17 protein-coding genes are annotated in these 20370 nt (G+C 72.8%); 9 read left to right on the top strand and 8 right to left on the bottom strand.

The features are described 5' to 3' along the window. Positions 1-67: 67 nt before the first annotated feature. Both ACFYOP_RS12805 and ACFYOP_RS12800 read right to left on the bottom strand, forming a co-directional pair. Positions 68-700 (bottom strand): LAETG motif-containing sortase-dependent surface protein, encoded by a 633-nt coding sequence (locus tag ACFYOP_RS12805; RefSeq protein WP_356896199.1) that lies wholly within the window; start codon positions 698-700, stop codon positions 68-70. A gap of 116 nt (positions 701-816) precedes the next feature. Next, a complete protein-coding gene (locus ACFYOP_RS12800; protein ID WP_356896197.1) occupies positions 817-1329 on the bottom strand; it encodes a DUF6328 family protein in 513 nt (170 codons plus the stop codon). 76 nt (positions 1330-1405) lie between these two features. Here ACFYOP_RS12800 and ACFYOP_RS12795 point away from each other — a divergent pair, with 76 nt between their 5' ends. Next, entirely contained in the window at positions 1406-1576 is a 171-nt protein-coding gene (locus ACFYOP_RS12795) for a hydrophobic protein (protein ID WP_356896195.1), read from the top strand. A 21-nt stretch (positions 1577-1597) separates the two neighbouring features. On the opposite strand, the gene ligD is transcribed toward ACFYOP_RS12795, so the two are convergent. The 4 genes from ligD to ACFYOP_RS12775 form a co-directional block, all read right to left on the bottom strand. Then, the gene (gene ligD, locus ACFYOP_RS12790; protein WP_356896193.1) at positions 1598-2551 is read right to left on the bottom strand and encodes a non-homologous end-joining DNA ligase; all 954 of its coding nucleotides are present in this window, start codon (positions 2549-2551) and stop codon (positions 1598-1600) included. After that, entirely contained in the window at positions 2548-4395 is a 1848-nt protein-coding gene (locus tag ACFYOP_RS12785; protein ID WP_356896191.1) for a transketolase, read from the bottom strand. Before ACFYOP_RS12785 ends, ligD begins: the two co-directional genes overlap by 4 nt. Position 4396: 1 nt before the next feature. Further along, positions 4397-5722 carry an NAD(P)/FAD-dependent oxidoreductase gene (locus tag ACFYOP_RS12780; protein ID WP_356896189.1) on the bottom strand — a complete coding sequence of 442 codons (1326 nt, stop codon included), beginning with the start codon at positions 5720-5722 and terminating at the stop codon, positions 4397-4399. 112 nt (positions 5723-5834) lie between these two features. After that, a complete protein-coding gene (locus tag ACFYOP_RS12775) occupies positions 5835-6059 on the bottom strand; it encodes a DUF6458 family protein (RefSeq protein ID WP_356896187.1) in 225 nt (74 codons plus the stop codon). A 205-nt stretch (positions 6060-6264) separates the two neighbouring features. Between ACFYOP_RS12775 and ACFYOP_RS12770 the strand changes: the two genes are divergently transcribed. From ACFYOP_RS12770 to ACFYOP_RS12750, 5 genes are all read left to right on the top strand, one after another. Next, entirely contained in the window at positions 6265-8148 is a 1884-nt protein-coding gene (locus ACFYOP_RS12770) for a methylmalonyl-CoA mutase family protein (protein WP_356896185.1), read from the top strand. Then, complete coding sequence (scpA, locus tag ACFYOP_RS12765; protein WP_356896183.1) at positions 8148-10355, top strand: methylmalonyl-CoA mutase; 2208 nt, start codon at positions 8148-8150, stop codon at positions 10353-10355. The genes ACFYOP_RS12770 and scpA overlap by 1 nt, the downstream gene beginning before the upstream one ends. Before the next feature lie 4 nt (positions 10356-10359). Next, on the top strand, positions 10360-11346 hold the full coding sequence (gene meaB, locus ACFYOP_RS12760) for a methylmalonyl Co-A mutase-associated GTPase MeaB (protein WP_356896181.1): 987 nt from the start codon (positions 10360-10362) through the stop codon (positions 11344-11346). Positions 11347-11586: 240 nt separating this feature from the next. Continuing rightward, positions 11587-12015: a CBS domain-containing protein gene (locus tag ACFYOP_RS12755; RefSeq protein WP_356896179.1), complete on the top strand. Its 429-nt coding sequence runs from the start codon at positions 11587-11589 to the stop codon at positions 12013-12015. A gap of 2 nt (positions 12016-12017) precedes the next feature. Beyond that, on the top strand, positions 12018-12587 hold the full coding sequence (locus ACFYOP_RS12750) for a type 1 glutamine amidotransferase domain-containing protein (RefSeq protein ID WP_356896177.1): 570 nt from the start codon (positions 12018-12020) through the stop codon (positions 12585-12587). 164 nt (positions 12588-12751) lie between these two features. Here ACFYOP_RS12750 and ACFYOP_RS12745 read toward each other — a convergent pair whose 3' ends face one another. After that, positions 12752-13048 carry a DUF6158 family protein gene (locus ACFYOP_RS12745; RefSeq protein WP_356896175.1) on the bottom strand — a complete coding sequence of 99 codons (297 nt, stop codon included), beginning with the start codon at positions 13046-13048 and terminating at the stop codon, positions 12752-12754. 68 nt (positions 13049-13116) lie between these two features. Between ACFYOP_RS12745 and ACFYOP_RS12740 the strand changes: the two genes are divergently transcribed. The 3 genes from ACFYOP_RS12740 to ACFYOP_RS12730 all read left to right on the top strand — a co-directional run bounded on the left by ACFYOP_RS12740 (position 13117) and on the right by ACFYOP_RS12730 (position 17343). Further along, positions 13117-14238, top strand: a complete 1122-nt coding sequence (locus tag ACFYOP_RS12740; RefSeq protein WP_356896173.1) for a Vms1/Ankzf1 family peptidyl-tRNA hydrolase — start codon at positions 13117-13119, stop codon at positions 14236-14238. Continuing rightward, positions 14235-14906 carry an endonuclease gene (locus ACFYOP_RS12735; RefSeq protein WP_356896171.1) on the top strand — a complete coding sequence of 224 codons (672 nt, stop codon included), beginning with the start codon at positions 14235-14237 and terminating at the stop codon, positions 14904-14906. Before ACFYOP_RS12740 ends, ACFYOP_RS12735 begins: the two co-directional genes overlap by 4 nt. Positions 14907-15048: 142 nt before the next feature. Beyond that, positions 15049-17343 (top strand): SpoIIE family protein phosphatase, encoded by a 2295-nt coding sequence (locus ACFYOP_RS12730; RefSeq protein WP_356896169.1) that lies wholly within the window; start codon positions 15049-15051, stop codon positions 17341-17343. 22 nt (positions 17344-17365) lie between these two features. Here ACFYOP_RS12730 and ACFYOP_RS12725 read toward each other — a convergent pair whose 3' ends face one another. After that, positions 17366-20308, bottom strand: coding sequence for a HAMP domain-containing protein (locus ACFYOP_RS12725; protein WP_356896167.1), 2943 nt, complete (start codon positions 20306-20308; stop codon positions 17366-17368). Between the last annotated feature and the right edge of the window lie 62 nt (positions 20309-20370).

The following is a 20370-nucleotide window of genomic DNA, read 5'->3' as shown; positions in this document are numbered from 1 at the left end:
GGGACAGCGCAAGGGCGGGCGGGCCGCGTACGGCCCGCCCGCTCCTCGTGTCACATCGGCGTGAGCGTCAGTGCTGGGGGCTACGGCGCTTGCGCGCGGCCCACATGATGCCGCCGCCGGCCAGGATCACGGCGGCCGCCGCACCGGCGATCAGCGGGGTGGCGCCGGAGCCTCCGGTCTCGGCCAGGCCGCCGCCGGGTGCGGTGGTGCTCGGCGCGGCGGGCGGCGCCGCGGGCGCGGTGGTGCTCGGCGTGTCGCCGGGGGCGGGCGAGGACACGCTCGGGGTCGGCGCGGGAGGCGTCGAGGGGGGCGTCGTCGACGGCGACGGGCTCGGGGTGTCGTCCTCGCAGACCGGCGCGGTCTTGGTCTCGTCGCGGGAGAACTGGTCCCCGTCACCGGCCTCGACGATCAGGCGGACGGTGACTTCCTTGTCGTGCGCCGGGAGTTCCAGTTCGTCGTGGAATTCCTTCTTGAAGGTCTTCTCCGGCAGCAGGTCCTTGCCGTCCACCGTGATGGTCACGGTGTTGTCCTCGGTGGGACTGTACGCCGTGAGGTCGACGCTGACCTGGTCACAGGTCACCGACCACACCGGCGTGTGCGCGAATGCCGGTGCGGCCGAAAGGCCGACGCCGAGTGCGCCGGCCGACGCGACGGCTATGAGCGCTCCGGCACGCCGCCACGTTCTTCTGTTCTCAGTCACTGATTCCTCCACGATTACCGCGTCGTTCGGTCAGGCGGTGCGCGCACGGTACCGCCAGGGCGGCACGGCTTCGCAACCCGCCCGGGGCTTTCGCGGATTGGAGGGCTGAAAAAACGTCAGTCCAGGCCACGGCGGGTGGCGCGGGTCCAGGCGGGCAGAACGAACCAGCACACCACGAACCACACCACCATGGCGGCGACCAGCCACAGCGCGATGGTGTCGTCGAGGACGACGCGGAGGATCAGCAGCAGCGCGCACGCCATGGTGCACAGCAGCAGCACCAGCCCCAGCATGGTGAGGCGGGACGCCCAGGCCACGGTCTCCGCCTTGAGCCGCCGGCCGGTGAGCATCCGGTGGAAGGCGACCGGTCCGACGAGCACCCCGGTGGTCGCCGCGCCCAGAATCACGGTCACGGAGTAGATCGTCTGGTCCGTCTGGGACAACTGCTCGAAGCGTGGCTGAAACGCGACGGTCAAGAGGAATCCGAAGAGGATCTGCACACCGGTCTGCGCCACCCTCAATTCCTGGATGAGGTCGGCCCACTTCCGGTCGGCCCTTTCCTCCTCCGTCTCGTCGCGGCCGGGACCGCCATTTCCCTTTCCGTCACCATTTCTCCTGATCCGGTCCATCACCCTGAGACTCCATTCACATCGGACAGTGTGCGGCAGGAAAATGCGGGCACCCGCCGTAATGGAGGTGCAGACAATGGTTCCTATCCTGCTCGTTCTTCTTCTCGCCGTCGTTCTTTTCGGTGCCGGATTCGCGGTCAAGGTCCTTTGGTGGATCGCTCTGGCCGTGCTGGTGATCTGGCTGCTGGGATTCGTCCTGCGCGGGACGGCGGCAGGTGGCGGGCGTTCCCGCTGGTACAGGTGGTAGACGGCGATCGAGAGGCCGCTCCTAACGCAGGGCGGCCAGCCGGCGGCCGGCCGGGCCCAGTGCCCGCCGGCCGCCGAGCGCGTCGCCCCACGGGGCGGTACGGGCCTGGTCGAGCGCGTCGGCGACGGTCCAGCGGCGCGGGCCGAGATCAGGGTCCGCGAGCTGTTCCGAGCTGATGGGCGTGGCGACCGGTGCGCCGGGCCTGGCGCGCACCGAGTAGGGGACCACCGCCGTCTGGGCGTACCCGTTGCGCTGCACGTCGAGATAGAGGCGGTCGCCGCGGGCCTGTTTGCGCGCCGCGGTGGTCAGCCGGTCGGGGTCGCGCTCGGCGAGGGTGTCCGCGACCTCCTGGGCGAAGGAACGGGTCGCGTCGAAGTCCGTGTCCCCGGCGAGCGGGACGATCACATGGAGTCCCCGCGAGCCGGTGGTCATCAGCACGGACGTGAGGCGCAGGTCGTCGAGGAGCTCCCCGAGCTGCCGTGCGGCCCGGCGTACGTTCCCGAAGTCCTCCGCCGAGCCGCCCGAGGGGTCCAGGTCGAACACCAGCCGGTCGGGCTTCTCCAGGCTGCGCACGCGTGACTGCCAGCGGTGGAAGGTGATGCACGCCTGGTCGACGAGGTGCATCAGGGTGGCCGTGTTGTCGCACACGGTGTGGCAGACGGTGCCGTCCGCCTTCCGGACCTCCACCCTGCGCACCCAGTCGGGGTAGCTGTCCGGCGTGTTCTTCTGCATGAAGCGGGGCCTGTCGATGCCGTCGGGATGCCGTTCGAGCATCAGCGGCCGGTCGCGCAGATGGGGCAGCATGTGGGATGCGACCGCCCGGTAGTAGTCGGCGAGGCCGGCCTTGGTGATGCCGTCGTCCGGGAAGAGCAGTTTGTCGGGCCGCTGGATGCGGACGGTGCGTCCGCCCGCGCGGACCGGGTGCGTCCGCTCCTCCTTCCCGGGCGCACCGCCACGGCTTCCGCGGTCCGTCACGGGCGCACCATGGCTTCCGCGACGAGCAGGCGTACGGCCGCCGCGATCGACTCGGCGTCGATGCCGGAGGCGTGCAGCTGCTCCTCGGGGGCGGCGGAGGCGGGGACGTTGCTGACCCCCAGTCGTACCAGCCGTGGCATGGGCCGCCCGTCGGAGAACGCCTCGGCCACCGCGTCGCCGATGCCGCCCTCGGTCCGGTGGTCCTCCACGGTCAGCAGGCAGCCGGTGTCGTCGGCCGCCTGTTGCAGGGTGCCGCCGTCGACCGGCTTGACCGAGTACAGGTCGAGGACCCGCACCGGGATGCCTTCGCGTTCCAGCAGGGTGGCGGCGGCCAGCGCCTCGTGGACGGTGACGCCCGCGGCGACGACGCAGACCCGGTCGCGGTGGGAGGAGCGCAGGACCTTGGAGCCGCCGACGGGGAAGTCCTCGTCGGGGCCGTAGAGGACCGGCATGTCGGAGCGGCTGGTGCGCAGATAGCTGATGTTCGGCAGGTCGCACATGGCGGCCACGAGCCGGGCGGTCTGGTTGCCGTCGCACGGGTAGAGGACGGTGCTGCCGGGCACGGACCGGAACATCGCCAGGTCCTCGAGGCCCATCTGGGACGGTCCGTCCTGGCCGATGGCGACGCCCGCGTGGGAGCCGACGAGGTTGATGGAGGCGCGGCTGACGGCCGCCATCCGTACGAAGTCGTGGGCCCGGGTCAGGAACGCGGCGAAGGTGGACGCGAAGGGGACGTAGCCCCGGACGTGCATGCCCACCGCCGCGGCGACCAGCTGCTGTTCGGCGATGTAGCACTGGAAGTACCGGTCGGGGTACTCCTTGGCGAAGAACTCCGCGCGGGTCGAGTCGCCGACCTCCGCGTCGAGCGCCACGACGTCCGTGCGCGCCGCGCCGAGGGCGGTCAGCGCCTCGCCGTACGCGGTGCGAGTGGCGACCTCGTCGCCCTTGTCGTACGTGGGCAGGGTCAGTCCGCCGCTGCGGCGGGCGTGCTGCACACGGGCGGCGGGCGGCGTCCGGACCTCGATACGGGCGGTGCGGCGCCCGCCGAGTTCGGCGATCGCCTCCTCGGCGTCGGGCAGCGGCTTGCCGTGCTTGCCCTCCTGGTCCTGCACGGCGCCCACCCCGCGGCCCTTCTCCGTGCGGGCGATCACGGCGGTGGGGAGGCCCACGGTGGCCGCGGCCTCGGCGAGTGCGTCGTCGACGGCCCTGACGTCGTGTCCGTCGGTCTCCACGGTGTGCCAGCCGTGGGCCCGCAGCCGGCGGGCGTAGGCGTCGAGGTCCCAGCCGAAGCGGGTGGGGCCGCGCTGGCCGAGCCGGTTCACGTCGAGGAGCAGGGTCAGATTGTCCAGCCCTTCGTACGAGGCGTGCTCGACGGCCTCCCAGACGGAGCCCTCCGCCATCTCGCTGTCACCGGAGAGCACCCACACGCGGTAGGGGATGTCGTCCAGCCGCTTGCCGGCGAGCGCCATGCCGACGCCGACGGGCAGTCCCTGCCCCAGCGATCCGGTGGCGACGTCGACCCAGGGCAGCCGCGGCGTGGGGTGGCCTTCGAGGCGGCTGCCCTTCTTGCGGAAGGTGAGCAGCTCCTCGTCGTCGATGGCTCCCGCCGCGAGGTACATCGCGTACAGCAGCGGTGAGGCGTGGCCCTTGGAGAACACGAGGCGGTCGTTGCCGGCCTGCTCCGGCCGGTCGAAGTCGTAGCGCAGATGGCGGGCCAGCAGTACGGCGCCGAGTTCGGCCGCGGACATGGAAGAGGTGGGGTGGCCGGAGCCCGCCGCGTCGGCGGCGCGTACCGCGTCGACGCGCAACTGCTGTGCCAGCTCGGCGAGTTGTTCGTCGTGCATCTCAACTCTCCTTGGAGGGGGTGCTCGGGACCCGGGCCAGCTCGGGCGAGGCGGTGTCCAGCGGGACCGAGCCCGAACGCACGAGTCCCAGTTGGACCGCCTGCCGCGGCAGTACGGCGTCCAGCACCCAGTCGGCGGCGACGCGCACCCGGTTCCCGGGCATCGCCGCGAGGTGGTAGCCGCGGGTGACGGCACCCGCGAGAGGTCCGGACAGCGCCACGCCGAAGGGGTTCGCGGCGGCCTTGACGCCGCCGAGGTCGACGGCGAAGCCGCGGTCGTGGTGCGAGTAGGCGCGGGGGGTGCCGCGGCCGAGCGACGCGGCGACGTTGTGGCCGGCCGTCCTGCCCTGCCGCGAGGCGTGCTGCGCGGTCATCGGCGTGTACTCGCCGGGCCGGGTGACGTCGGGGACCGCGGCGGCGTCACCGCACGCGAAGACTTCGGGGTGGCCGGGGACGGTGAGCCGGGAGTCGACGACCAGCCGGCCGCGCTCGACCGGCAGCCCCATGTCGGAGACGAGGGGGTCGGGGCGCACGCCCACGCACCAGACCAGGGTGTGGGTGGCGATGTCGTCGCCGTCGTCGAGCAGGGCCCCAGTGGCCGTGGCCTCCTTGACGGAGGTGTTGGTGCGGATCTCGACGCCCCGTTCGCGCAGCACCCGGTCCGCGGTGTCGGAGAGCCTGCTGTCCAGTTCGGGCAGCACCCGGTCCGCGATGTCGACCAGGATCCAGCGCGGCCGGACGCCGATGTGCCCGGCGCGCTGCCGGTCGGCCAGTGCCCGGGTGAACAGCGCGCCCTGGGCGGCGACTTCGGTTCCGGTGTAGCCCGCTCCGACGACGACGAAGGTCCGCCGGGCGGTGCGTTCCGCGGCGCTGTCCGCCGAGGCGGAGAGTTCCATCTGGCGGGTGAGGTGGTCCCTCAGGTAGAGCGCTTCCGGCAGGCCGCGGAAGCCGTGGGCGTGTTCGGTGATGCCGGGCACGGGCAGCAGTTTGTTCACGCTGCCGACCGCCAGGACGAGCCGGTCGTACGGGAGCCGGCCCGTGCCGCCCTCGGGTCCTTCGTAGTGGACCTGCCGGCCGGCCAGGTCGATCCCGGTGGCCTGGCCGAGCACCAGGCGGACCCGGGGCAGTGCGCCGGGCAGGGACACCGTGACCCGGCGCGGTTCGAGGATTCCGGCCGCCACCTGCGGAAGCAGCGGGAGGTAGAGGAAGTAGTCGGTCGGGTTGAGCAGGACCACCTCTGCCTTGTCCCGCAGGGTCCGGCTGAGCGTGCGCGCCGCCTGGAAGCCGGCGAACCCGGCTCCGACGACCACGACTCGGGAACGGCTCACGATCGGCTCCGTCCGCGAACTCGGGGATGGATACGGAATGTGCACGTCGAGCGCGGGTCCCGGGTGCCCGTGGCCCCGGTCGCCCAAACCAGCGGCCAAGGGCCCGGCCGCGTCACTCGTAGGTGCGGCGGTGGGGGTCCTCGACGACCGGCGTGGAGGGCGGCACGACCACGCGCCTGCGCCGGGCGATGCTGGTGAAGGTCGCGACGCCGATGATGCCGACGGCCATCAGGATCAGCCCGATGACGTCGAGGTTGGCGCCCTGCACCTCCCAGTCGGTCGCGAACGTGAGGATCGCTCCGGCGGCGATCAGGATGATGCATCCGCCAAGACCCATGTGTCTCACCTGTCTCTGTAGGTCGGATGGTCCGATTCCGGGTACCCGCCCGAGGTAGGGACATGCATGGCGGGACCGGGGCACGGCCCTCGGAGACGGGTTCCGGATAGGGCACGGCGGCCAGTCGATCAAGAGCAGCCGGGGAGGGCAAAGTCACAGCTCTCCGCGCTGCTGTGACTCTCGGTGGCTGACTACGATCCGTGGCATGACGGTCCTTCCCGATGACGGGTTCTCACTGGCCGCCGAATTCCCGGATGCCGACCACGAGCAGTGGCGGCGCCTGGTCGAAGGCGTGCTGCGCAAGGCAGGCAGGGACGCGGCGGGGCCGGCGGCCGAGGACGCGCTGTCCACGGCCCTGGAGGACGGGATCACCACCCGTCCGCTCTACACGGCCGGCGACGGCGCGCACCCTGCCGGTTTCCCGGGTTTCGCGCCCTTCACCCGCGGCGGCACCCCGCACGGCGGCGGCGTGGCGGGCTGGGACGTGCGCCAGCGCCACGAGCAGCCGGACGCGGCCCGTACGAACGAGGCGGTGCTCGCCGACCTGGAGAACGGCGCCGCCTCGGTGTGGCTGGCCGTCGGCGAGGCCGGCGTACCCGTGGCGGACCTGGGAACGGCGCTGGACGGCGTCCATCTGGACCTGGCTCCCGTGGTGCTCGACGCGGGCGGCGCCTTCGACGCGGCGGCGCGCGAACTGCTCGGCCTGTACGAGAAGCGGGGCGTGGCCCCCGAGGCGGCGCTCGGCCGTCTCGGCGCGGACCCGCTCGGCCATGCCGCGCGCACCGGCCGCCATGCGGACATCGAGGACGGTACCGCCACGGCGGCCGAACTCGCCGCCCTGTGCCACCGGTCGTACCCGAATCTGCGGGCCATCAGCGTCGACGCGCTCCCGTACCACGAGGCCGGGGCGAGCGCCGCCCAGGAGCTGGGCTGCTCGCTGGCGACCGGCGTCCTGTGGCTGCGTGAGCTGACCGGCGCGGGACTGGACGCTGAGGCGGCCTGCGGGCAGCTGGAGTTCCGGTACGCGGCCACCGCCGACCAGTTCCTGACGATCGCCAAGCTACGGGCGGCACGGCGGCTGTGGTCGCGGGTGGCCGAGGTGTGCGGTGCGGCCGGCCCGGCCGGGGCGCAGCGCCAGCACGCGGTGACGTCGACGGTGATGATGGCGCGGCGCGATCCGTGGGTGAACATGCTGCGCACGACGGTCGCCTCGCTGGCCGCGGGCGTCGGCGGAGCCGACGCGGTGACCGTGCTGCCGTTCGACCACGCGCTGGGCCTGCCGGACGCGTTCGCGCGCCGCATCGCCCGCAACACGTCGACGATCCTGGTCGAGGAGTCGCATCTGGGCCGGGTCGTGGACCCGGCGGGCGGCTCCTGGTACGTGGAACAGCTCACCGAGGAGCTCGCGCAGGCGGCCTGGGCCTGGTTCCAGGAGATCGAGCGGGCCGGCGGCCAGGCCGCCGCCCTGCGCGACGGCCTGGTCGGGGAGCGGATCGGCGCCGCGTGGGAGGTTCGCCGCGGCAGGCTGGCCACCCGCCGTGAACCGGTCACCGGCGTCAGCGAGTTCCCGCTGCTGGAGCAGGCGGCGGTGGAGCGCGACCCGGCTCCCGGGCGGCCCGCCGGCGGCCTTCCCGTGGTGCGTCGCGACGAGGCGTTCGAGGCGCTGCGGGCCCGCTCCGACGCGCATCTGGCGGCGACGGGGGCCCGGCCCAGGGTGTTCCTCGCGGCGCTCGGCCCGGCCGCCGCGCACACCGCGCGGGCGGGTTTCGCGGCCAACCTGTTCCAGGCGGGCGGCATCGAGCCGGTGCAGGACCCGGTGAGCGTCGACGCGGCATCGGCCGCCGCGGCGTTCACGGCGAGCGGCGCCGCCGTGGCATGCCTCTGCTCCAGCGACGCGCTCTACGCGGAGCAGGCCGCCGGGGTGGCCGCGGCCCTGAAGGCGGCCGGCGCGCGGCGGGTGTATCTCGCCGGGCGGCCCGGCGAACAGCGTGAGACGTACGAGAGGGCCGGTGTCGACGAGTTCGTCGTCGCGGGCGGCGACGCGGTCGCCGTGCTCGCCGGGGCCCTCGACCGGATCGGAGTGGTGTGATGGGCGTCCCGGACTTCACGGGGATCGAGCTGGGGCCCGCCGCCGCGGGGACCGCCGACCAGCGGCAGTGGCAGGCGGCAGTCGGTGCGGCCACCGGCAAGGACCCCGGTGAGCTGGTGTGGGAGACGCCGGAGGGCATCGCGGTCAAACCCCTGTACACGGACGGGGATCTGACGGACGTCGACTTCCTCGGGACGTATCCGGGCGTGGCCCCGTATCTGCGCGGCCCGTACCCGACGATGTACGTCAACCAGCCCTGGACGATCCGCCAGTACGCCGGGTTCTCCACGGCAGAGGAGTCGAACGCCTTCTACCGGCGCAATCTCGCGGCCGGCCAGAAGGGCCTGTCGGTCGCCTTCGACCTGCCGACGCACCGCGGGTACGACAGCGACCACCCGCGGGTGACCGGCGACGTCGGCATGGCCGGTGTGGCCATCGACTCGATCTACGACATGCGGCAGCTGTTCGACGGCATCCCGCTGGACCGCATGAGCGTGTCGATGACGATGAACGGCGCGGTGCTTCCGGTGCTCGCGCTGTACATCGTGGCCGCGGAGGAGCAGGGCGTACCGCCGGAAAAGCTGGCGGGGACCATCCAGAACGACATCCTCAAGGAGTTCATGGTCCGCAACACCTACATCTATCCGCCCGGCCCCTCGATGCGGATCATCTCCGACATCTTCGCGTACACCTCGCGGAAGATGCCGCGCTACAACTCGATCTCCATCTCCGGCTACCACATCCAGGAGGCCGGGGCCACGGCCGACCTGGAGCTGGCGTACACGCTGGCCGACGGCATGGAGTATCTGCGGGCGGGCGTCGCGGCCGGGATGGACGTGGACTCGTTCGCGCCCCGGCTGTCGTTCTTCTGGGCGATCGGCATGAACTTCTTCATGGAGATCGCCAAGCTGCGGGCGGCGCGGCTGCTGTGGGCGAAGCTGGTGAAGGGCTTCGACCCGAAGAACCCCAAGTCCCTGTCGCTGCGCACCCATTCGCAGACCTCCGGGTGGTCGCTCACCGCGCAGGACGTCTTCAACAACGTCACCCGCACCTGTGTAGAGGCGATGGCCGCGACGCAGGGCCACACCCAGTCGCTGCACACCAACGCGCTCGACGAGGCCCTGGCGCTGCCGACCGACTTCTCCGCCCGGATCGCCCGCAACACCCAGCTGCTGCTCCAGCAGGAGTCGGGCACCTGCCGGGTCATCGACCCGTGGGGCGGCAGCGCGTACGTGGAGAAGCTGACGTACGACCTCGCCCGGCGGGCCTGGCAGCACATCGAGGAGATCGAGGCCGCGGGCGGCATGGCGAAGGCCATCGACGCCGGCATCCCCAAGCTGCGGGTGGAGGAGGCCGCGGCCCGCACCCAGGCCCGTATCGACTCCGGCCGGCAGCCGGTGATCGGGGTGAACAAGTACCGGGTGGAGACCGACGAGCAGATCGAGGTGCGCGGCGTCGACAACTCCCAGGTGCGCGCCCAGCAGATCGAGAAGCTGCGGCGGCTGCGCGCGGAGCGCGACGAGGCCGCCTGCCAGGACGCGCTGCGCGCCCTGACGGCGGCGGCCGAGGCCGGGCCGGCGGGGGGTGGCGGTCTGGAGGGCAATCTGCTGGCGCTGGCCGTGGACGCGGCCCGTGCCATGGCGACCGTCGGTGAGATCTCCGACGCCCTGGAGAAGGTGTACGGCAGGCACTCCGGCCAGATCCGTACGATCTCCGGCGTGTACAGGAACGAGGCAGGCATGTCGCCGGCGGTGGACGAGACCCGTGCCCTGGTCGACGCGTTCGAGCGGGACGAGGGCCGCCGGCCGCGCATCCTGGTCGCCAAGATGGGGCAGGACGGGCACGACCGCGGCCAGAAGGTGATCGCGACCGCGTTCGCCGACCTCGGCTTCGACGTGGACGTCGGCCCGCTGTTCCAGACGCCGGCCGAGGTGGCGCGGCAGGCCGTCGAGGCGGACGTGCACATCGTCGGCGTCTCGTCGCTCGCCGCCGGACATCTGACGCTGGTGCCCGCGCTGCGCGAGCAGCTGGCGGCGGAGGGACGCGACGACATCATGATCGTCGTGGGCGGTGTGATCCCGCCGCAGGACGTCCCCGCGCTGCGGGCGGCCGGTGCGGCGGCCGTCTTCCCGCCGGGCACGGTCATCCCGGACGCCGCCGGGGAGCTGGTGCGGACGCTGGCCGCCTCGCTCGGCCACGAGTCGTAGGCCCATGCCGCCGAAGATCGACATCGACGCGTACGTGCGGGGCGTGCGTGACGGTTCGCGGGCGTACATCGCCCGCGCCGTCACGCTGGTGGAGTCGGCCCGGCCCGACCACCGGGTGCTCGCTCAGCGGTTGCTCACCGGGCTGCTGCCGTTCGCGGGGAACGCGCGACGGGTCGGCATCAGCGGGGTGCCCGGTGTCGGCAAGTCGACGTTCATCGACGCGCTCGGCTCGATGCTCACCGTGCTCGGCCACCGGGTGGCGGTCCTCGCCGTCGACCCGTCGTCCAGCCGCACCGGCGGCTCGATCCTGGGCGACAAGACGCGTATGGAGCGCCTGGCGGTGGACCCGGCGGCGTTCGTACGCCCCTCCCCCAGCTCGGGAACGCTGGGCGGCGTCGCCAGGGCCACGCGGGAGACCATGGTCGTGATGGAGGCCGCGGGCTACGACGTGGTGCTCGTCGAGACGGTCGGCGTCGGCCAGTCAGAGACCGCCGTGGCGGGCATGGTCGACTCGTTCCTGCTGCTCAGCCTCGCCCGCACCGGCGACCAGTTGCAGGGCATCAAGAAGGGCGTGCTGGAGCTGGCCGACGTCGTCGCGGTCAACAAGGCCGACGGCCCGCACGAGCGGGACGCCCGCTCGGCCGCCCGTGAACTGGCCGGTGCGCTGCGGCTGATGAACCCGCCGGACGCCGCGTGGACTCCGCCGGTGCTGTCGTGCAGCGCCCGCGAGGGCACCGGACTCGACACGGTGTGGGAGCGGCTGGAGCAGCACCGCGCGGTGCTGTCGGCGACGGGCGCGCTCGACGCCAAGCGCCGCGAGCAGCAGATCGAGTGGACGTGGGCGATGGTCCACGACACCCTGCGGGACCGGCTGCGCGCGCATCCCGGCGTACGGGAACTGGCGCCCGGTCTCGAACAACGGGTGCGGGACGGCGAGTTGACCGCCTCGCTCGCGGCCGAACGCATCCTGGACGCTTTCGGCATGAGCTGAGGGGCGTGGGGCGGGCCGGGCACGGAGGTCCGCCGATCCTCTGTGCCCGGCCCGTTCTCCCATCCCATGGCCGCTCGGCCGAACTCCGGGTCCCCGCCTCCCGCCGCCCCAAACATCGCCTCGCGAAATCGCCGTCCGAAGAGGCCGTTCTCCCGTGTCACGGCCGGTCGACCGGGTACCCGGGGCGCGGCAGCCGCCCGGAACGGGCCGGCAGGCACCACCACTGGAAGGCGAGCAGCGATGGCAGAGATCGTGAGAGAAGTCATGACGGCCGGTGTGGCGGCGGTCCGGCCGGACGCCTCACTGGTCGAGGCGGCCCGGCTGATGCGGGACCTGGACATCGGAGACGTCCTGGTCGCCGACGGCGACCGTGTGGTCGGCGTGCTCACGGACCGGGACATCACCCTCCGCTCGGTGGCCGAGGGAGCGGATCCCGTCGGTGTCAGCGCCGCCTCGGCGTGCACCCCCGATCCCGTGTGCGTGACCCCTGAGGACTCGGTGGCGTCGGCCGTGCGGCTGATGCGCGCCCATGCGGTGCGCCGGCTGCCGGTGGTGGAGGACGGCCGCCCGCTCGGGGTGGTGAGCATCGGTGATCTGGCCGCCGCCCAGGATCCCGGCTCGGCGCTGGCGGAGATCAGCCTGGCCGAGAGCAACAACGAAAGGAGCTGATGATGAAGGTCGCGTTTCTGACGGCCCCGGAAGGGGTCGAGCAGGTCGAACTCACCGAGCCGTGGCAGGCGGTGACCGACGCCGGCGACGAGCCGCAGTTGGTGTCGACGAGTTCCGGCCGGGTCCAGGCGTTCAACCACCTCGACAAGGCGGACACCTTCCCCGTCGACCAGGTGGCCGCCGACGCCTCGGTGGACGAGTTCGGCGCCCTGGTGCTGCCCGGCGGCGTCGCCAACCCCGACGCGCTGCGGATGGACAAGGACGCCGTCGCGTTCGTGAAGGCGTTCTTCGACGCGGGCAAGCCGGTCGCGGCGATCTGCCACGCGCCGTGGACGCTGATCGAGGCGGACGTGGTCCGCGGCCGCACCATGACGTCCTGGCCGAGTCTGCGCACGGATCTGCGCAACGCGGGCGCCGACTGGGTGGACGAGAAGGTCCAGGTCGACGACGGCGCGCGCAGCACGCTGATCACGAGCCGCAAGCCGGGCGATCTCGAGGCGTTCTGCGAGACGTTCACGGCGGAGTTCGCCAAGTTCGCCGGCGCGGGAGCCGGCGCGGGCGCGAGCCGCTGAGCGGTCCTTTGAGCGGTCCTCGACGACGACGTCACGGCGACGACGTCACGGCGGGTCGCCGGGGCGGGCGCGGCGCGCGCCCGCCCCGGCCCGCGTTCCCACGCGCACGGCCGCGACCTCGCACCGGCTCACGCGCACGGCCGCGACCTCGCCCCGTCTCATGCTCACGGCTGCCGCGACCGCGCACCGGCCCGGGTACGGCCCGGTGCGACGGGCCTCTCCGGATGGCGCCGCAGGTACTCGCCCTCCAGCTCCGCCATCCGCACGTTGTGCGCCTGCAGGGCGGCGGCCGAACCGTAGAGCAGCGTGTCGTGCCGGCTGCGGTGGATGGTCTCCAGTTCCCGCAGCAGGTCCTGGTCGCCGAGTTCCGCCGGGTCGACGCCCTTGTGCCGGTGCTCGCTCCCGCTCTCGTTCGCGTTCTCGTTCACGGCGACCGTCCCCTTCCGAGTCGTGCTGGTCATGGCGTGTGGTGGTCGGCCTTACGGGTACCCGCTCGTGACGCGATACCCGGCCTCCGAGGGAGGAAGTCATGCAGCTCTCGTTTCTCACCCCTCTCTATGAGCGTCCCGGCCCATGGGCCAGTGTTCATCTCGACACCGGCTGGGAGAACGAGTCCACGACCGCACGGCGCGAGCTCCAGGCCCGTGACGTGTGCGATTCCCTCGCCCGCCAGGGAGCCGACGACGCGACCGGGCGCGCCGTGTACGAGGCGCTGATGTCACGTCCCGGTCCCACCCACGGGGCGGGGCGGGCCGTGTTCGCCACCGCCGGCCGGGTGGTCCTCGATCCGCCCCTGGCGACCCGCCCGCCGACCCCGGTCGACGCGCAGTGGTCCGCGCTGCCGCATGTGTCGCCCCTGCTCGACCTCGCGGCCCAGGAACCGGTGTGTCTCGTCGCCTACATCGACCGGACGGGCGCCGATCTGGAGGTCCGCACGCCGCTCGGCAGCAGGGACGCCGGCGAGGCCCACGGCAAGGACTGGCCGATGCACCGGACCGGTCGGGACGACTGGTCGGAGCGGCACTTCCAGCAGAGCGTCGAGAACACCTGGGAGGAGAACGCCGGTGAGGTCGCGGCCGCGATCGCCGCCTGTGACAAGGACGTGCGCGCCGATCTGATCGTGCTGGTCGGCGATCCGCGGATGCGCCGGGCCGTGCACGACAAGCTGCCCCAGCCCCTGCACGGCCGCGCGGTGGAGTCCGAGCACGGCGGCCGGGCCGAGGGCTCCACGACCCGGCTGCTCGACGAGGAACTGGAGAACGTCCGGCACGAGCACATGCTCCGCAGGGCCGAGGAGGAGCTGGACCGGTTCCGCTCCGCCCACGACGCGAAGGCCGAGGGCGTGCCCGCCCTGGTGGAGGCGGCGCGCGAGCACCGGATCGCCGAGCTGCTCGTACGGCCCGACGGGCCGGACACGCACCGCGAGGTCTGGGTCGGCGCCGAGCCCGACCAGCTGGCCGTACGCCGTTCCGAGACGCAGTACCTGGGCGACACGCAGCCGGCGGCGGCCCGCGCGGACGACGCGCTGCTTCGGTCCGCCGTGGTGACCGGCGCGGAGGCGCAGAGCCTGCCGCCGGCCGGCGACGACACCCCGGCAGGCGGTCTGGGCGCGCTGCTGCGCTGGCCGTACGGGGAGATGGAACGGCCATGAGCCCCCGCAGGACCGGGGACGAGCAGCAGCGGGCGGTGCTCCACGCGCTCCTCGACGACCACGGCCGCACGTACGCGGAAGAGGCCGGGATCAAGCTCCGCGACACGCCGCAGCCGCTGTACCGGCTGCTGGTGCTCGCCCACCTGCTGAGCGCCCGTATCCGCGCGTCCGTGGCGGTCGCCGCCGCCCGCGAGCTGAGCGACGCCGGGATGCGCAGCCCGCAGGCGATGCGGGACGCCTCGTGGCAGGACCGTGTCGACGCCCTCGGCCGCGGCGGCTACCGCCGTTACGACGAGCGCACGGCCACCCAGCTGGGCGACGGGGCGGAGCTGCTGATCGAACGGTACGGCGGCGATCTGCGCCGGATGCGGGAGCGGGCCGGCGGCGACGTGGACGAACTGCGCGGTCTGCTGCGGGAGGTCCCGGGCATCGGGCCCGCCGGGGCGGACATTTTTCTGCGGGAGGTCCAGTCGGTGTGGCCGGAGGCCGGGCCGCTGCTGGACGAGAAGGCTCTGCAGGGCGCCCGCCGGCTGGGGGTCGGCGATGATCCCGGCACGCTGCTGAAGCTCGCGGACGACTCCGACGCGGCGCATCTGGCGGCCGGTCTCGTCCGCGCGGCGCTCGACAAGAACGTGGTGGAGTCGGCGAAACAGCACGCGGCGGCCTGATTCCGCGCGGCCGGCCCGTGTTCCGGATGCGCCCGGCCGCTCCGTGCTTCTGCCGGGCGGCGGCCGCGCGCGTAAAATCTGACGGGCGCGATCACCCACCGGTCCGTTCGCCCGACTGCTCGAGATGGGGGTGGTCCTGATCATGCCTTCCCAGGGCCCCGCCCCGGCGAACGGCGGACAGCGCGAGCCCAGAGCGCTCATCGTCCGCCTCAGCGAGGAGAACACCGCACTGCGCGAGGAGCTCACCCGCCGCCATCTGACCGATCTGGCCACCGGGATCCTCGCGGCGCAGCTGCGCACCTCTCCGTCGGAGGCCGGCGAGCATCTCGCCCGGCTCGCCGAGTCGGGCGCCGTGAGTCTCGAGGACATCGCCGCCGACCTCGTGAACGGTGTCGCAGGGGCCGTCACCGTCACCGCGCCCGCCGCCCCGCCGGGCTCGGCGGAGGAGGCGCACGGTGACGGGCTTCCGCCGTATGCCGAGGAGCGCCGGCTGCGCCAGGTGGTCACCGCCGCCGAGGCGGCCGACTCCGTGTCCACGGGTGCGGCCACGCTGCTCGAGGGCGGGCTGGAGCCGCTGGGCGTGGAGTCCCTGTGGCTGTGGCGGCTGACGGGGTCCGGCTGTCTGCGGCTCGCCGGGCACGCCGGGGTGAGCGCCCTGGAGGCGTCGCAGTGGCGCTGGATCCCCCCGGCGGCTCCCGCACCGGTCCGCGCGGCCTTCGCGGACGGCGCGCCGGTGTGGCTGCCGACGGGCCCGCCGGCCGGGGAGCTGCTGCCCGGCCCGTCCGACCGCGCGGCCCGCGCACTGTTCCCGCTGCGGCTGCGGGGCCGGACGATGGGGCTCGCGCTGACCGTCTGGCCGGACAGCGCCGACCTGGACGAACGGCTCAGAGCCGCGCTCACGGGCCTGGTCGAGGTCGCGGCGCGGGTGCTCGGCGCCGAGGCGTCGCCGCTCTCGGAGGAGCCCGCGCTGGACGACCTGCTCGACTCCCTGGTCCACCCCGCGATGACCCTGAGGCGCGACCCGCACACCTCGGCCCTGCTGGTCGAGCATGTCAACGCGTCGGCGGGCGAGGCGCTCGGCGGCTCCCGGCGGGCCGTGGGGCGGCCGGTCGAGGCCGCGTTCCCGCTGATCCACGCCGATCTCGACGCCATGGCCCGGCGGGCGCACTACGCCTCCTCCCCGCAGCGGGCGGCACGGCTGCCCTCCGAGCACGGAGCCGGCTCCGGCGGGCCGCTGCTGGATCTGCGGGTGCTGCCGGCGGGCGCTGACCGCACCGTCGTGCTGTGGCACACGCACAGCGACCGCCGCACGGCGGTGGGGCGCGCCGTCGGGCGGCTGCAGGGCCTGGCGCTGTTCGAGGACGACCTGGGCACCGGACGCTCGACGTGGACGGAGCAGACGTACGCGATCTTCGGGATGGGCAGCGGTGCGGCGCCGTTCCCGCTCACCGAGCTGGGGCCGCGGGTGCATCCCGACGACTCGGGCGACCTGGCCGAGCTCCTCACCGACCTGCTGGAGCGGCGCAAGGGCGCCGCCGCCGTCGTACGGGTGCTCCGCGAGGACGGCGGTCTGCGTCATGTGCGGATCGCCGCGGAGCCGCTGCTGCACGGGGAGGCCCTGTCCGGGATCACCGGTGTCTACCAGGACATCTCGGCCGAGTACCACACCGAGGTGGCGCTCACGGCGACGTTCGACCAGCTCACGGCCGTCCGGGCGCAGGCGACGCTGCGGCACCGGCTGGTGCTCCAGCTCCAGCGGGCGATCGTGCCGGAGATGCCGTCGCCCGCCCGGCTGCCCGGTCTGAGCGCTGCGGCCCGCTACCGCCCGGCGGCCCAGGAGTACCGGGTGGGCGGCGACTGGTACGACATCCTGCCGCTGCCCGACGGGAGGGTGCTGATGGCGGTCGGCGACATCGCCGGCCACGGCATCGACTCGGCCACCGGCATGATCGCCCTGCGCAACGCCCTGCGCGGCCTGGCCTTCACCGGCCAGTCCCCCGGGCGTCTGATGGGACTGCTGAACGAGGTGACGCTGCACACGGCGGGTCATCCCACCGCCACGGCGCTGTGCGCGATGTACGACCCAAGGGAACGCCTCCTGCGCTGGGCGAGCGCGGGCCATCTGCCGATCCTGCTGCTGCGCGGCGGCAAGGCGACGCTCCTGGAGCCGCCGCAGGACATTCTGCTCGGCGCCGTGCACGCGCCGGTCTACGGTGAGGCGACGACGCAGCTGGCCCCCGGTGACACGCTCCTGCTCTACACGGACGGTCTGATCGAGCGGCGACACGACGGCCTGGACGAGGGGCTGGCGGCGCTGCGGCAGATGGCGGAGCGGCTCCCGGACTGCGAGGTGGAGGCGCAGGTGGACCGGCTGCTGAGCACGGCCACCGGGGACACGGACGACGACACGAGTCTCATCGCGGTCCGTATCGACTGACGCCGCGCTCCAGAGGCGGTGGTCAGCCGTCCTGGTCGAGCCGCTGCCGGATCTTGGCGACGAGCTGGTCCGCGTCCACCGGCTTGGACACGTAGTCGTCGGCTCCGGCGGCCAGGGCCTCGGCGCGGTCCCCGGGCATCGCCTTCGCGGTGACCACGATGATCGGCACGTCGGCGGCGTGCGGCACCTTCCTGATCGCCTCCATGGCGGCGTAGCCGTCCATGCCGGCCATCATCACGTCCATCACGACGAGACCGATCTCGTGGTGGGAGCGCACCAGGTCGATCCCGGTCCGGCCGTTGTCCGCCTGGAGGACGCGCACGCCCTCGTTCTCCAGCAGTTCGGTGAGCGCGAAGACGTTCCGGGTGTCGTCGTCGACCACCAGGACCGTACGGCCCTTCACCGGCGCTCCGGTCGCCCGGCCGGCGTCGTCCCTGCCGTGGGCGATGGCATCGGGCTCCGCCTCGGTGGAGCCGCGCCGGTGGACCGGCAGGTACAGGGTGAAGCAGCTGCCGCGGCCGGGGGTGCTCTGCGCCTCCAGCGCTCCGCCGAGCAGCAGGGCGACCTCCCGGCTGATGGACAGGCCGAGGCCGGTGCCGCCGTAATGGCGGGACGGCGTCCCGTCGCCCTGCTGGAAGGCGCCGAACATGCTCTCCAGCCGGTCCGCGGGGATGCCGATGCCGGTGTCGGCGACGCGGAAGGCGACGACGGGCCCCGAGTCCCGTACGGCCGCGGGCAGTTCCTCCTCGCTCGCGACGGCGACCCGCAGCTCGACCCGGCCCTGGTCGGTGAACTTGAGCGCGTTGGAGAGCAAATTGCGCAGCACCTGCCGGAGCCGGGCCTCGTCGGTGGTCAGCCACTGCGGCGCGTCCGGTTCGGCGACGACCTCGAAGGTGAGCTCGCGCTCGGTCGCCACGGGCCGGAAGGTGGACTCGACGTGCTCCATGAGCCCGCTGAGCGGGAAGGCCGCCGGGTGGATGGGCATCTTGCCGGCCTCGACCTTGGACAGGTCCAGGATGTCGTTGATGAGTTGCAGCAGGTCGGACCCGGCGGAGTGGATGACCTCGGCGTAGTCGACCTGCTTCTCGGTGAGGTTTCCCTCGAGGTTCTGGGCGAGCAGCTGCGCCAGGATGAGCAGGCTGTTGAGCGGGGTGCGCAGCTCGTGGCTCATGTTGGCCAGGAACTCGGACTTGTACATCGAGGTGCGGGAGAGCTGCTGGGCGCGGGCCTCCAGCTCCTGCCGGGCCTGTTCGATCTCGAGGTTCTTGCGCTCGATGTCGCGGTTGCGGTCGGCGAGCAGCGCCGCCTTCTCCTTCAGTTCGGCGTTCGAGCGCTGCAACTCCTCCTGACGGGCCTGGAGTTCGCGGGAGCGGGCGCTGAGTTCAGCGGTCAGCCGCTGGGACCGGTCGAGCAGTTCGTCGGTGCGGGTGTTGGCGATCAGCGAGCTGACGTTCACGCCGACCGACTCGATGAGCTGGTCGAGGAAGTCGCGGTGGAGGACGGTGAGGGGCTGTACGGCGGCGAGTTCGACGACGCCGAGGAGCTGGTCCTCGACCACGACGGGCAGCACGATCAGATGGCCGGGGTCCGTCCGGCCGGTGCCGGAGAAGACCGTCGCGTATCCGGGCGGCAGGTCGTGGACCTCGACGGTGCGCCGGCTGCGGGCGGCCTGGCCCACCAGGGACTGTCCGAGCCGGATCCGGCGGCCCTGTCCGCTCCGTTCGTCCTGCGCGCCGTACGAGGCGATCATGACGAGTTGGGTGCCCTGTTCGCTCTCCTCGGCGAGGAAGAAGCCGCCGTACTGCGCGCGGACCAGGGGCGGCACCTCGTCCATGATCAGCTCGGCGACCGTGGTGAGGTTCCTGGTGCCCTGCATGAGGCCGGAGACCCGGGCCAGATTGGTCTTGAGCCAGTCCTGCTCCTCGTTGGCTCGGATGGTGGCCCGCAGGGACTCGACCATGGCGTTGATGTTGTCCTTGAGGTCGCCGACCTCGCCGGGGGCCTCGACGGTGATGGAGCGGGTGAGGTCGCCCTCCGCCACTGCGCTGGTCACCTCGGCGATGGCGCGCACCTGTCGGGTGAGGTTGCCGGCGAGTTCGTTCACGTTCTCGGTGAGTCGCTTCCAGGTGCCGGAGACGCCCTCCACCTCGGCCTGGCCGCCGAGCCGCCCTTCGCTGCCGACCTCCCGGGCCACTCTGGTGACCTCGGCGGCGAAGGAGGAGAGCTGGTCGACCATGGTGTTGATGGTGGTCTTCAGCTCCAGGATCTCGCCGCGGGCGTCGACGTCGATCCTGCGGGTGAGGTCGCCGCGGGCGACCGCCGTGGTGACCTGGGCGATGTTGCGGACCTGGTTGGTGAGGTTGTTCGCCATGCCGTTGACGTTGTCGGTGAGGTCCTTCCAGGTCCCGGACACCCCGCGGACGTTGGCCTGGCCACCGAGGTTGCCGTCGGTGCCGACCTCGCGGGCGACGCGGGAGACCTCCTCCGCGAACGACGAGAGCTGGTCCACCATCGTGTTGATGGTCTCCTTCAGCTCCAGGATCTCGCCCCGTGCGTCGACCCGGATCTTCTGGGTGAGGTCGCCGCGGGCCACGGCGGTCGCGACCTGGGCGATGGAGCGGACCTGGGAGGTGAGGTTGTCCGCCATGGTGTTGACGCCGGAGGTGAGCTCCCGCCACACCCCGCCGGCCCGCGGATCCCGGGCCTTGCCGCCGAGCAGGCCCTGCCCGCCGACCTCCCCGGCCACCCGGGTGACCTCGGACGTGACGAGGGAGAGTTCGTCGACCATGCCGTTGTAGATCGCGGCGATCTCGCCGAGCAGCCCGGATTCGTAGGACAGCCGGACCGAGAGATCCCCGTCGCGCACGGCCGTCAGCCCGGCCAGCAGTTTCCTGAGCCCCTCCTCGCTCAGCCCAGCGGGAGGGCGGGCCCGTGCGGGCTCGGGGGCACTGCTGGACGCGTCCATCGCAGACCTCGCGCTGTCGTGACGTACGGCGCCGCGGCCCGCCGCCGAAGCGGTGTCGCCCG

It is taken from the genome of Streptomyces sp. NPDC006294 (genome assembly GCF_042870895.1).
In the GTDB taxonomy this organism is placed as follows: Bacteria; Actinomycetota; Actinomycetes; order Streptomycetales; family Streptomycetaceae; genus Streptomyces.
This window is presented reverse-complemented; position numbering and strand designations above follow the sequence as displayed.